Genomic DNA, 11,823 nt, shown 5'->3' with positions numbered 1-11,823 from the left:
TCAGATTGAGGAAGCCGCGAAGAAGCGGGACAGGTTGTGACTGACGGAGCGATGAATTGACCAGTGAGCCCACCGATGGCAGCGCGAATCCACGGATTTTTGGCACCCTGTCATCCGTGGGTTCGCGCTGCCATCGGTGGGTATTGTTTTTGATCGTTCGCCCGCTTACCGCTGTGGTAACTTTGGTGGTGACACCGTTCGCTCGGCGAGATACTCCTGCACCGCGGCGGCAAGGCTCGCACCGACCGCCCGGTAACCCGTTGTCGTGCTCTTCGGTGAGTTCCAAATCGTTTCCAAGCACAAACTCACGGTGTCCGCGTTTCCATTCATGCTGACCCAATTGGCGCTGATCTGTCGCCAAAGCGGGTGATAACTCGAGCCGGTCACTTTGGGGTGACGACTCATCGGGATCATGGGCTTGATCTTGCTAATCTTTGCATAGGCAAGATCAATGAACCGGTCGCGTAGACGGATCATCGGTTCGTCGATGAGCTCTCGCGGCAGGATGTAGAAAAAACTGGGGTCGCCGGGAGCGGGATTGTGCAGGTCTAGAAAGACATCCATGCGGTCTTCTGCAATCAAGTCCGTGACCATTCGCTGCGCCGCCCGGGTCTCGTTCCAATGTGGCTTGGGTGACCAGTCGCGATTGTGGTCGTGCGGAAGTGCGTTCTTGCCGCCGTTGCCGGTCGCGGTGTTGTCCACGTCCATGATGGGGATGACATAGATGTCGGCATGCTGCCGGAGCCATGCTGCATTCTGATCGTCACCGGTGATCCATTCTGCGAACCCCTGAGCCACCCAGCTTGAACCGCTCTCCCAGGCATGTTGACGAGCCTGGACCCAGACGCCGAACCGATCTTTCGACTCCCGCTGGCCCTCTCGCACATGAAGCATTGGAACCGGGCGTCCGGCGCGGGAACGACAGAGCACCGTGGCAGTTGCATGAGATGAACGTTCGCCGACGTCTCGCACGAACTTCTCGGCGGTCTTGGGTGTGTAGGGCGGACCCCAGGCGACATACAGTGACGCCGCATTCGGTTTGAGCGTGTAGATCATCCACTCGCCCTGACGTTCGCCCGGGGCCGTGTGTTGCCAAGACTCCCCATCGATCGAATAGGTCGCCTGAGCCGGCATCGCCCACGAAGCTGCCAACGGTTTTTGCTTTGCGATCGCAGCACTCGATCCGCGCAACCGCAACGTGATCTCTTCGTCGACTTCGATCCCGTCAATCCGGAAATACCACCAACAGGGCCAACCCCGTTCGGGATCTCCCCCCGGCGCGAAACTTACACTTCGCTCTCGTTCGTCGATTTCGACGTCACGAACCGAAGCTCCTTCGAAATCGGCGACAACGACCAGCGGTTCATCGGCTCGGCATCGATGAGATGCCCCCGAAAGGCAAGCGACTGCCAGCAAGGCAACAAACGCTCGGTGATTCATGGGATACTTCGGTTTGAATGTAAAACTCGCATGAAGACGACTTCATGACGGGCACGAACGATTCCCAACAAGATACCCGAATCATCGTGGTCCCAGGCGATCCCCTGGCCCGCAATCGGTGCTGGAACCGTCGCGACATGTTTGAGTTCGCGATCGTCGGCCGGCACGTCCAGGACGTAGAGTTCCGCGTGGTCATGTCCGGTCACGAACAGTCGTCCATCTGGGCCGAACGCGCCACCGGAATTGCTATTGGGCAGAAAACGTTGAATCACCGATTCGCTGAACGACCACTCGCCTGTCTCGGTCCAGTCGTCGTCATAGCGCACCAGCTTGGTGCGGCGAGTTACCGTTCGTTCTGGTGGTGCGGGCTTTCCAGTAAGTGCTTCTTCAACAGATCGTCACCGTAGTCGTTGCCTGGTTCGCGAAACACGGTGTGAATGTGGTTGACGGGGCCGGAGTTGCGTCCTGGAGGATAGTGGTTGTCAAACTCGATGATCACCGTGGGGCCGTGGATTCGGTAGTAATAGGGCTTGCCCTCGGCCGTGCCGGCCCAAGCAAAATGAATCTTGTCCAAGCCGGATTTCAAGATTCGATCCAATTGGAGATGAGCGATGTTGTGCTCGTAGTTATGAACGTATTCGTCAATCAGAGACATCAACAGGCGTCGCTGGGCGGCATTCAGCTCCGACGCCGGCAAACCCGTTGGCGTCTTTAACTGATCCCCGCGGGTCGGGCCGGTGATCACGTCACGGGGGGCCACAGTGTCAATGATTGCTTTGGCTCGCTGTTTTTCGGTCAGCGACTCGAAAAGCCGTTTCCCTTTCTCGTCTTCCGCGTTTTGAACCATCCAGCCCGAGTACGTGCCCTCGGGCAGCCTGGCAGGATCCGAGCCCATGAATGCCGGTCGGACTGAAACCTCATCGCCAACGACCGTGATGTTGAGCGCGAGGTGATGCCCGTCGAGTTGCCACCCCCACGAATCGTCCTTCGCGGGATCGCCGAAGATGCCGATCCAGTAAAGGTCATGCCCAAACATCGGTGTATTGTTGGGGCGACGCTGCTCAGCCAGGCTCTTGAGGATCTCATCAAGATGCATGATCCCTGTTGTTTTCAGATAGCCCTGACTACTGAGGGTGCTTTGCAGCAATTGATGTGCGAGCGTCCGTTGTTCCGGTGACATCTCCTTGAAGCTGACCCCTTCCCGTTTAAACGAAGTTGCCGGGAGATTGCTCCATGCTCGACGTTCTTTATCGTCGAGCGGGAACATGGCCTGCTTTCGCAGTTCCGGACTGAGCCCTTCGAGAAAGGCAACCGCGGACTGGCGCATCTCGGTGACGGGAGCCTTGTGTTTCTCCTCAGTCTCCTGAGCTTGTGCGACTGTGATGCTGAGTAAAAGGCAGGTGGCGACGGCGAGCAGTTTCATATTCAGATTCCCTTGAGGCGTGGTCTCAGAAATGAGACCTAAATCGCTTCGGCAAAATGCAAGTGTATTCGAAAAGACTTCGGCGCTTCATCATACTCCGCCCCGAGTCGTCGCACATCCGCTGTCGCGACTCGCGTCGGGTTACAATTTCTTCAAATGACGTGACTTCGTTCTCGCGGCATTCGTACAACGCCGAATGAGGACTCAGTACATGCGACCATTTACCTCTGACAATGAACACCAAAACTTACCCACCAAATATCGAGAACCACACCGTGCCGTTCCCCCAGCCTGTCCGGTTACAACTTTTCGATGCCGTATTGGCCAACTCCTACTCCGTTTCCGCTCAGCCTGTCATGCGAATGATCCTCCTGTCCATGGCGATACTCGCCTCGACTGCCACCAGCGTCGGGGTGGACAATCCGGCCAAATCTCCCGGTGAAAAAGAACAAGCGTTTGCCGGGGATGGTGGGCGAGGGAGTGAACAGCGATTACCCGGCGGCTCAGCGGGGCCTCCGATCTGCCTGAGCGCAACCGACCTGTCGATCGCCACGGGCCAACCTTCGCAAGTGCTCATGTCGAGCGGCTCCACGCACATCCCGGTATGGTCATTGTCGGGTTCCACGGTGGGGCAGTCGGTCGCCGGACTCGTGTCGGGCTTACCGAGCGGTTGCGCCGCCGTGAAGGTTGAGATCGTTGTGACCACGACGGATGAGTCGACGAGCCCGATCCATGGTGATGTCTATCGATGCCACCTCTCGCAGATGGTGGAGGATGCCGCCTTCACGTCCCGGTATGTGCTGGGAACGCCCGTGCGAACGGCACTGCCGTCCGCACCGCTGTACACGCGGACGATCGTCTTGGAGTCCTACTATCCGGTGGATCCGAACGCGCCCCTGTGGGTGCGCATTCAGCGGGAGCCGGGCGATCCCGCCGACTCGTTCACCCACCCCACTGGCCTGGCAATGGTCAAGGTGACGCCGCTGAACGCTCTGCCAAAGCCGCGGGTCGTGCAGGACGTCAGCGGCTATAACTCATGGCCGATGATTCAGGCCATCGGAGAGAAGCTGGTCTGCGTGTATAGCCGAGGCTCGGGGCATACGATCGCCGAAGATGCGCGCGCTGTTTACGCCCGCACGTCCATGGACAACGGAAAAACGTGGACGGCGGAAACAGTTGTCGCCGACACGCCCAACGGCGGCGAGGTCGCCATCGGGAAGGGCCTGGATTCCACAGGGGCGATGTTCCTCTGGGTGCGTCGAATCGGATCGGAGTGGAACCACGACCTTTACCGCAGCACCGATGGCGTGACGTTCTCGCTCGTGGCAACCCCGAAGCTCGACGTGATGCCCATCCAGATCACCGACATCTTCAACGTCCCCACCGTCGGGCTCATGGCACTGTGGTTTGCAGGGAATTACGGTGATAATGGCCCGAGTCACTCGTGGGGCACGCTGACCAGCAGAGACGATGGCGCAACTTGGGCACAGACCACCATCGAATCCGGGCTGACCAAACCGCAGTGGCCGACCGAGCCCTCTGCTGTCTATCTTGGCGACGGAAGGATTCTGGCAGTTGCACGGACCGAACAGGGAGGCATTTCGACGGCGCGATCTCAATTCCAAATGGTCTCGACTGATTTTGGTGCCACGTGGACGCGGACGCAAACAAACATCGGCGAGGTCCTCGCTTCGACGCCCAGCCTGATCCTCGACGCCGAAACCGGTTTGCTGAGCAACTACTACTACCAGCGTGGGCGAGGGATCCTTCGTCGTCGAGTCGTCGATCCAGACGACGTGTTCGACAATCCGCTCAAATGGCCCGATTCGGAAGCCGTCGCCACGGGCAGCCGGATCACCTTCGACGCGGGTAACGTGAACGCCACCGCGATCGGGGACACCCACTACCTCGCCTTTTACTCTGGCGAGGCTTCTGACACGGCAGTCTTGGTATCAGTGCTTCCGGCACCGACTGCGGGAGATTAGCTTCTCGACGTCCGGTGTCTCGATGGACCGCACAAGATGCGTGTCGACCGGGGCCGTGTCCGCGTCGCACGTCCCCGTCGCACGTTGCTTCGTTCGTCGTGTTCTCTCTTCCCTTCATTTCGACGTCGTCTTGCTTAGATACGTTGTCAATGGACTGCTCGATGTTGTATTTTGGCTTCAATCCGCACGGCAATGACCGCCATCTGTTCATGCGAAAACGCAGCTCCATCAAACGTTGCAAATCTCGCGTCTCCTGATTCCCCTCGGATTGTCGCGTCAGGTTTGTCAATGGCACATCGTTTGCGTATGAGCCTCGCATCGATGAAGCGAATCGATCCGCCACCCCTGGCAGACGCGGCTTATCGAAAAAAATGAGCATAGGAGTGCCACCGTGAAACTTGAAAACAGTGTCACCGTGGTTGAAAAACAGTCAGCCGAACCGACGTGGTCCGAGGATCCTTGGGATCGGGTGAAAACGGCGATCATTCAGCGGCGGCCGCATTTGGAGTCGCGCGACATGAAGACGTTGCCGCGAAATGTGAAGGCAAGCAGTCAGGGAAACGATTTAAGCGAACGTAAGTGAACGAGGGATGTCCGATGAGAACGGATGGGTTTGATATTTTCGGTGCCAGCGACATCGGCAAAAAACGTGAGGAAAATCAAGATCATTTCATGGTTGCCGATTTACGGCGTCAGCTTACCGTTCGGCAAACGGACATTCCGGAAAAGCAAAACGCGGAACTGTTCGGGTGTCAGCAAGGAAGCATCATGGTCGTCGCCGACGGCATGGGGGGGCATCAGAGCGGCGAACAAGCGAGCCATACGGCAATCGAAGCATCGGCAAAATACGTGCTCGATATGATGCATTGGTTCCTGAAACTCTCGGCCGACGACGAGCAAGAGTTTCTCGACGAATTGTCGGATTGTTTGAAGTCGGTGCAAAAGAAAATTTGGTCCGCGGGTGGACCCGGCGGGCGACGCATGGGGACCACCGTGACGATGGCCTATCTGTTGTGGCCGCGGATGTTCGTCGTTCATGCCGGTGACAGTCGGTGCTATCTGCTCCGCAATGGTCAGTTTCAACAGCTGACAACGGACCATACCATCGCCCAACAGTTGATTGATTCCGGCGGCATGTCACCCGACGATGAGGCTGTCAAGAACTGGCGACATGTGCTTTGGAATTGCGTTGGCGGGAGTGAAAAACAGGTTCGTCCGGAAGCGGTTCGATGCCGCCTGCAACACGATGACGTGCTGGTTTTGTGCAGCGATGGCCTGACAGGGATGTTGAATGACGAAACGATTCGTCTGATCATTTCATCGGCTGACAACAGCGAGCAGGCCGTTGGCCGTTTGATCGACGAGGCCAACCGTGCAGGAGGCGAGGACAATATCTCAGTCATCGTTTGCCGAATTGATCGACCGGACGATTGTGATAACGACCAATCGGTCGGAGCGTTCGACACAACCATCGTGTAGGCAACAAAGGTGTCAGGACTCTTTTTCTGCCTTTTGCTTAGCTAGCTGCTTTTTCCGGGGCCGTCCTCGGGGGCGCAGCGTGGACTCCAGGTCAAGACGTCTCGCGATTGACTCGACCCACGTTTCATCGCCGTAGGGGCTTCCGCGTCTGACGCTCCACCGAATCGCTTTCAGTTCGTCCTCGGTGAGTGGTTCGTTGACCCGTTGTGACCAATTTGGCAAACGTGCAATCGGCCAGGGCGACAGAAGTTTTGGTTCGGGCTCACGCTTGGCGAGCCAACGGGCGAGTGATCCCCATTTCCAATCCTCTGCTCGATCGACCAAGTTCGCCCGTAGAGCATTTCGCTCCACATACCTGCAGACTGTGAAGAAATGTTCGTCATCTTGCATCGGAAAGCTCTTGAATCTTCCCTGGTAGATATGTCCTTCACCGGCACTGCCATAATGCGCATGCAGGCGCATGGTGTGTGTCAGAGAAACCCACCGCAAGAAGTTGCTCATTCCGCCATCCTGGGTCGGGCTGAGCACAAAGTGCCAATGGTTTGGCATCAATTGGTAGGCAAGGATTTGACAGGGGTAAAGACTCAGCCCGTCGGCAAGGATCCGCTCAAAGGCGTCGTAGTCCTCTGGTTTATGAAAAATATCCGCGCGAGCGTTCCCGCGGTTCAGCGCGTGATAAATGCCACCGGCTTCGTCAGCACGTTTTGGTCGTCCCATTGCGATAGCCTAACAGATCTGAATGACCGAAAAAAAGAGTCCTGACACCTTTTGTCCTGACACCTTTTGTCCTAAATGCTGTTGTCGTCTTCGATGTGGGTTATGTTAGTCGCACGAATCAACGACGAATCCAATCCATGCGTTGGGGCGAACCAGTTTGAAGTAGCGATTGTGGTCGCAATATACAGTCCGCTACGTGTGGGTCGGTCCAGAATGCATCCTGGTGTCGAGAACAACACGCGAGTTTTGAACCGGTGACCGCGCACTGCCCGCCTCAATATGGAGTCTTCTGATGTCTGCCTATACTGCCGAAGTGATTGGAACCATGATGCTGATCCTGTTCGGCAACGGCGTGGTGGCGAACGTTGTGCTCGCCCGCACCAAGGGTAACGATGGCGGCTGGATTGTGATTGCCGCCGGTTGGGGCATCGCTGTGTTCATCGGGGCATTCTGTGCCAGTGAGTTCAGCGGGGCACACCTCAACCCGGCAGTGAGTGTCGCGATGGCCGCAGCCGGAAAACTGAGCATTGTTGACGCTGGTTATTACGTCGTGGCTCAGTTCATTGGTGCGATGCTGGGAGCGGCACTGGTCTATTTGTTCTATCGCGAACACTTTAACGTCACCGAAGACGCTGATTCGAAACTGGCGTGCTTTTGTACCGCCCCGAACATTCGCAAGTCAGGACAAGCGTTCTTTTGCGAAGTTGTCGGCACTTTCGCATTGATCCTGCCCATTTTTCTGATGGCGAAACCGAGTCTGATTCAAGGCGAAGCACCGTCCGATTCCGACCCGGTGTTGGGGCTTGGTTCACTCGGATTGCTGCCCGTTGGGCTGCTCGTTTTCGGAATCGGTTTGTCGCTCGGCGGAACCACCGGCTATGCGATCAACCCGGCTCGTGACCTGGGGCCGCGTCTGGTGCACGCCCTGCTACCCATCAAGGACAAACGCAATAGCGATTGGGGCTATGCGTGGGTCCCCGTGATGGGGCCATTGCTGGGAGCGGTGTTGGCAGCGCTGCTGTACCGCTTCGTGTTGTCGAGTTAGCCTTGCCCGTTTTACGTTCGAATTGAAACAGAGTCGGCCACGAGCCAGTGGCCCACCGCTTAGACTTCAACATCATCATAGGTCTTTCGCTTCATGTTCCATCGATGCTACTTCGTCACGTCACTCGTATTCGGATTGACGCTTTCGCTCTCGGTTTCACCCGCGTTGTCTCAGGATGGCGGAGGCGGGGAACTCGGATTGAATGCGGTGAAATGCGACGGTGACTATCAACATCATTTACAAGGCGTTTGTACCGACGACGCGGCGGCGGTCTTCTGGTCCTTCACCACCGAACTGGTGAAGACCGATCGACAGGGCCGAGTCCAAAAATCAATCCCTGTCGCGAACCACCATGGCGACCTGTGTTTCAAGGATGGAAAGATTTATGTCGCGGTGAATCTCGGACGATTCAACGATCCCAAAGGCAACGCGGACTCGTGGGTGTATGTCTACGATGCCGATTCGCTGGATCTCGTGGCCAAGCACGAAACACAGGAAGTGTTTCACGGTGCGGGCGGGATCGGCACGACGAATGGCCACTTCTATGTGGTGGGTGGACTGCCCGACGGTGTTGAGGAAAACTACGTCTACGAATACGACGCTCAATTTCAGTTTGTGAAAAAGCACACCATCCAAAGTAAGTGGACACACCTGGGCATCCAAACCGCCACGTTTCACGACGGAACCTGGTGGTTCGGTTGCTACGGATCACCGGCGATTCTGTTGACGACCGATGCCGACTTTAATTTAATCGGACGCCACGAGTTCAATTGCTCGCTGGGAATCATCGGAGTCGGTCCAGGCCGGTTGATGTTTGCCAAAGGCCCACGGAATGCCGCCGGCCGCCACTTGGGGTCGCTGCATCTGGCGCGTCCGGATGCGAACCGAGGACTTGTGGAAGTGTCCACTGTGGCCGTGACTGAACAGAGGCCACCGCAAGGCGTCACGCCCGGAATCGAAAAGCCACTCCTGATCGCTCCTCGGCCTGGCAACGGCCGCAACAGCGAAGGCGATTTCATCCAGCTCAAGGACGGACGTCTTCTGTTGGTGTACTCGAAATTCATCGGTACCGGCGACCACGCGCCCGCCGAACTCGTGGGGCGATACTCGTCCGACGGCGGCAAGACATGGAGTAGCGATGATGTACCGATCATCGCTCGCACCGATCGAGACGCGAATCTGATGTCCGTCTCGCTGCTGCGATTAGCCGATGGCCGAATTGCACTGTTCTACGTTCGAAAGTACGACAGCCCGGATGGCTCGAAGTATCCGTATCTCGATCAGATCCTAATGCGGACCAGCACCGACGAAGGTCAGACCTGGTCCGAACCGACGTACGTCGTGCCGGAAAACCAGCCTGGCTATCGCGTGCTGAACAACGACCGCGTGATTCAACTCAAGAGCGGTCGTTTGGTCGTGCCGCTTGCCGTTCACTATCTGCCGGGTTGGCCGGGGTTTCAAAGTTCCGCTGACATGGTTTGCTATTTGTCCGATGATCAAGGCAAGTCGTGGCGGGCCAGCACCAGCACGCTGAAATCAGACTTGCTGGCTCAGGAACCGGGCGTGGTGGAATTGACCGACGGAAAGCTACTGATGTTTTGCCGCAGTCGCGATTGTCAGTTGGTCGCACACAGCGAAGATGGCGGCGACACGTGGTCGCCGCTAACGCGATCCACGATCGCCCAGCCCACTACGTCGCCCGCTTCGATCGAGCGAATTCCTGAGACGGGAGATTTGCTGCTTGTGTGGAACAACGGCAACGACCCGCTGGCAGCCATCAAGCCGGTCGGCCGTCGTCCGTTCAGCGTTGCCATTTCCAAAGATGAAGGGGCCACTTGGCGGCATGTTCAAAACATCGGTACCGATCCGCAGGGCTGGTACTGCTACACCGCGATCGAGTTTGTCGACGACCATGTGCTGCTGGCCCACTGTGAATTTCCCGGACTGAATTCGCTTCAGGTCACACGCATGCCGGTCAGTTGGCTCTACAACTCAAACGAAGACCCGCAGTAAAACAAAGGGGTCAAGTAAAACAAAGGGGTCAGGCCTCTTTGTTGCGGGATCTGCCCGGGACATCAAAGAGGCCTGACCCCTTTTTAATAGTGCGACTTCATCAAGTCGATTCCCGGCTGCATCGCATCCCGCCATTGTTGCTCAACTTCCGGGGTGAATTTTGGATCATGCTGCTCGACGGCACTACACAGTGCGTCGATCCACAGTTCGTACATCGGGGGCGGGATGTCTAAATGATCACGATCATGACGAACGGCTAATTGTTCAACTTCCTCACGAACTCGCGATTGACCTTGGCTGAACATGATCATGACCAGCAAGGATTCACGCAGCATCAACTTCTGATGCGGAAAATCCGTATGACGAAATTTGGATGCCACTTCCGGCGAACTCGCCATGAACGTTTCGTAAAACGAATCCACGAACTCGCCACCGTGCATACAGCGATGGTAGCTGGCCGTCACTGGGTCAAGGTTATCCGGGATCATGTTTCACTCGGCTGTTGTTTTAGAACGACTTGCACGACCGTCGCCCCCGATTCAATTGCCTGGCGAACCTACGACGGCGAAGCGTAAGAGCCGGCCAGCAAAAATGGCAAACCCAAAGCTACGATTGTAGCCAAGTCCACCAAATCGCGAGTGCCGTAGACCGGTTCAACGCAATCATTTTTTGCGCCGACGATGCGCAGTTGCAATTGGTCGGGTCTGCCGTTTTTCCTTTTTTTCCTCGGACGATGACATGCAGCAAAACAGCTTCCTAAGCGCGTTGTTCGAGCTGAATGGCTTTGGGGAACAGCACGTTGTTCTCTTTGTGAATGTGTTGGTGCATGTCTCGTTCAAGTTGCGCCAGTGAATCGAGCATGGCGCGGTAGGTGTTGCAGGCCCACTCGGGCGGCGTGTAACCGTCGGTGGAATCATTGAGGATCGCCAACGCGTTTCCGGCTTGATCGTGCTCGTGTTCCATTTGTCGGATGGGATTGCCGACGCTGCCGCAGTGAGATTCCGGACGTTCGGTGGCTGCTTCTAACTGACGCACCATCGGAAACAGGATCTTCTCCTCCTTCATCATGTGCGGTTCGAGTTCCGCCTTGAGAGCCACAACGGCTTCGCGAGTCTTCAGCAGCCGTGGCTCCTTGTCGCCGTGAACGCGGGCGACTTTCTCGGTCATGAAGTCCAAACGCGGCAACTCTTCCCTCAAGTACGCGTGGTGCGTGGTTTCGATGTGATCGGCCAGCTCCGTCAGGCTCATCGCGTCGGCGTCGACACTGTTGTCGTCATTCAGCAGTGCAAACAGACCAGTTCACAGGCCTGAGTCAATTTGTAGAAGCCCAGCATCGGGCTGTGGTCAAACGACTGACGCAGCCGTTGAGGCGAAGGTCGCGTGGCGAAGGATTTGGGTGCAATCATGGTTCTATGCCGGTTGTAATTCTTCTTTGGGGCCACAGAAGTAAAACTCTGCGTCCGCAAACGGAGTCCACCGGCGAAGCAACTCGGTGGTGACAAACCCGACGTCGTCACACCTCTTGTTTTCGACATCGCCGTCGAGCGGCAGCGGCGTCACTCCGATCCCGCCGGCATAAGACAACTGGTCGGCCGTCGGCGTTTTCAGGGTTGATCGTGAACTCGCCACAGGGCGGTCCGACCTGCACGTGATGCCCTTCTTCAACTGCATCGTGCAAGTGACTCGATATCAAACCTTCGGGTGCATCTTCGGCAAGTTTT

13 protein-coding genes are annotated in these 11,823 nt (G+C 56.8%); 5 read left to right on the top strand and 8 right to left on the bottom strand.

Annotated elements, in window-relative coordinates; all coding sequences use genetic code 11:
• Positions 1-165 precede the first annotated feature (165 nt).
• From TBK1r_RS24905 to TBK1r_RS24895, 3 genes are read right to left on the bottom strand one after another with little or no spacing between them, the layout of a single operon-like run.
• Positions 166-1,440 carry a M14-type cytosolic carboxypeptidase gene (locus TBK1r_RS24905; protein WP_145217014.1) on the bottom strand — a complete coding sequence of 425 codons (1,275 nt, stop codon included), beginning with the start codon at positions 1,438-1,440 and terminating at the stop codon, positions 166-168.
• Positions 1,437-1,766, bottom strand: a complete 330-nt coding sequence (locus TBK1r_RS24900; protein WP_419580367.1) for a hypothetical protein — start codon at positions 1,764-1,766, stop codon at positions 1,437-1,439. The genes TBK1r_RS24905 and TBK1r_RS24900 overlap by 4 nt, the downstream gene beginning before the upstream one ends.
• Before the next feature lie 17 nt (positions 1,767-1,783).
• On the bottom strand, positions 1,784-2,863 hold the full coding sequence (locus TBK1r_RS24895) for a DUF3500 domain-containing protein (protein WP_145217011.1): 1,080 nt from the start codon (positions 2,861-2,863) through the stop codon (positions 1,784-1,786).
• A 233-nt stretch (positions 2,864-3,096) separates the two neighbouring features.
• Between TBK1r_RS24895 and TBK1r_RS24890 the strand changes: the two genes are divergently transcribed.
• The 3 genes from TBK1r_RS24890 to TBK1r_RS24880 all read left to right on the top strand — a co-directional run bounded on the left by TBK1r_RS24890 (position 3,097) and on the right by TBK1r_RS24880 (position 6,327).
• On the top strand, positions 3,097-4,848 hold the full coding sequence (locus TBK1r_RS24890) for a sialidase family protein (RefSeq protein ID WP_419580366.1): 1,752 nt from the start codon (positions 3,097-3,099) through the stop codon (positions 4,846-4,848).
• Positions 4,849-5,239: 391 nt separating this feature from the next.
• A complete protein-coding gene (locus TBK1r_RS24885; RefSeq protein ID WP_145217009.1) occupies positions 5,240-5,431 on the top strand; it encodes a hypothetical protein in 192 nt (63 codons plus the stop codon).
• Between the two features lie 14 nt (positions 5,432-5,445).
• Positions 5,446-6,327: a PP2C family protein-serine/threonine phosphatase gene (locus tag TBK1r_RS24880; protein WP_145217006.1), complete on the top strand. Its 882-nt coding sequence runs from the start codon at positions 5,446-5,448 to the stop codon at positions 6,325-6,327.
• 12 nt (positions 6,328-6,339) lie between these two features.
• Here TBK1r_RS24880 and TBK1r_RS24875 read toward each other — a convergent pair whose 3' ends face one another.
• Entirely contained in the window at positions 6,340-7,044 is a 705-nt protein-coding gene (locus TBK1r_RS24875) for a transposase (protein WP_145217003.1), read from the bottom strand.
• Positions 7,045-7,336: 292 nt separating this feature from the next.
• Here TBK1r_RS24875 and TBK1r_RS24870 point away from each other — a divergent pair, with 292 nt between their 5' ends.
• Together TBK1r_RS24870 and TBK1r_RS39095 are read left to right on the top strand one after the other, a co-directional pair.
• Entirely contained in the window at positions 7,337-8,089 is a 753-nt protein-coding gene (locus tag TBK1r_RS24870) for an MIP/aquaporin family protein (protein ID WP_145217000.1), read from the top strand.
• Between the two features lie 93 nt (positions 8,090-8,182).
• Positions 8,183-10,102: a sialidase family protein gene (locus TBK1r_RS39095; RefSeq protein WP_419580365.1), complete on the top strand. Its 1,920-nt coding sequence runs from the start codon at positions 8,183-8,185 to the stop codon at positions 10,100-10,102.
• A gap of 83 nt (positions 10,103-10,185) precedes the next feature.
• Here the strand turns inward: TBK1r_RS39095 and TBK1r_RS24860 are convergent, their stop codons facing one another.
• The 4 genes from TBK1r_RS24860 to TBK1r_RS39085 form a co-directional block, all read right to left on the bottom strand.
• Entirely contained in the window at positions 10,186-10,590 is a 405-nt protein-coding gene (locus TBK1r_RS24860) for a globin (RefSeq protein WP_145216997.1), read from the bottom strand.
• A 268-nt stretch (positions 10,591-10,858) separates the two neighbouring features.
• Complete coding sequence (locus TBK1r_RS24855; RefSeq protein WP_419580364.1) at positions 10,859-11,350, bottom strand: hemerythrin domain-containing protein; 492 nt, start codon at positions 11,348-11,350, stop codon at positions 10,859-10,861.
• 29 nt (positions 11,351-11,379) lie between these two features.
• Positions 11,380-11,508: a hypothetical protein gene (locus TBK1r_RS39090; protein WP_419580363.1), complete on the bottom strand. Its 129-nt coding sequence runs from the start codon at positions 11,506-11,508 to the stop codon at positions 11,380-11,382.
• 4 nt (positions 11,509-11,512) lie between these two features.
• On the bottom strand, positions 11,513-11,731 hold the full coding sequence (locus TBK1r_RS39085) for a hypothetical protein (RefSeq protein WP_419580362.1): 219 nt from the start codon (positions 11,729-11,731) through the stop codon (positions 11,513-11,515).
• Positions 11,732-11,823 lie beyond the last annotated feature (92 nt).

The sequence above is a fragment of the Stieleria magnilauensis genome (genome assembly GCA_007753675.1).
Classification (GTDB): domain Bacteria; phylum Planctomycetota; class Planctomycetia; order Pirellulales; family Pirellulaceae; genus Stieleria; species Stieleria magnilauensis.
This window is presented reverse-complemented; position numbering and strand designations above follow the sequence as displayed.

What these genes read in the sequence shown, in the direction of transcription:
- TBK1r_RS24905 (WP_145217014.1), bottom strand. Translation starts at nt 1,440, where the DNA reads ATGAATCACCGAGCGTTTGTTGCCTTGCTGGCAGTCGCTTGCCTTTCG.
- TBK1r_RS24895 (WP_145217011.1), bottom strand. Translation starts at nt 2,863, where the DNA reads ATGAAACTGCTCGCCGTCGCCACCTGCCTTTTACTCAGCATCACAGTC.
- TBK1r_RS24890 (WP_419580366.1), top strand. Translation starts at nt 3,097, where the DNA reads ATGAACACCAAAACTTACCCACCAAATATCGAGAACCACACCGTGCCG.
- TBK1r_RS24880 (WP_145217006.1), top strand. Translation starts at nt 5,446, where the DNA reads ATGAGAACGGATGGGTTTGATATTTTCGGTGCCAGCGACATCGGCAAA.
- TBK1r_RS24875 (WP_145217003.1), bottom strand. Translation starts at nt 7,044, where the DNA reads ATGGGACGACCAAAACGTGCTGACGAAGCCGGTGGCATTTATCACGCG.
- TBK1r_RS24870 (WP_145217000.1), top strand. Translation starts at nt 7,337, where the DNA reads ATGTCTGCCTATACTGCCGAAGTGATTGGAACCATGATGCTGATCCTG.
- TBK1r_RS39095 (WP_419580365.1), top strand. Translation starts at nt 8,183, where the DNA reads ATGTTCCATCGATGCTACTTCGTCACGTCACTCGTATTCGGATTGACG.
- TBK1r_RS24860 (WP_145216997.1), bottom strand. Translation starts at nt 10,590, where the DNA reads ATGATCCCGGATAACCTTGACCCAGTGACGGCCAGCTACCATCGCTGT.
- TBK1r_RS24855 (WP_419580364.1), bottom strand. Translation starts at nt 11,350, where the DNA reads ATGAGCCTGACGGAGCTGGCCGATCACATCGAAACCACGCACCACGCG.
- TBK1r_RS39090 (WP_419580363.1), bottom strand. Translation starts at nt 11,508, where the DNA reads ATGATTGCACCCAAATCCTTCGCCACGCGACCTTCGCCTCAACGGCTG.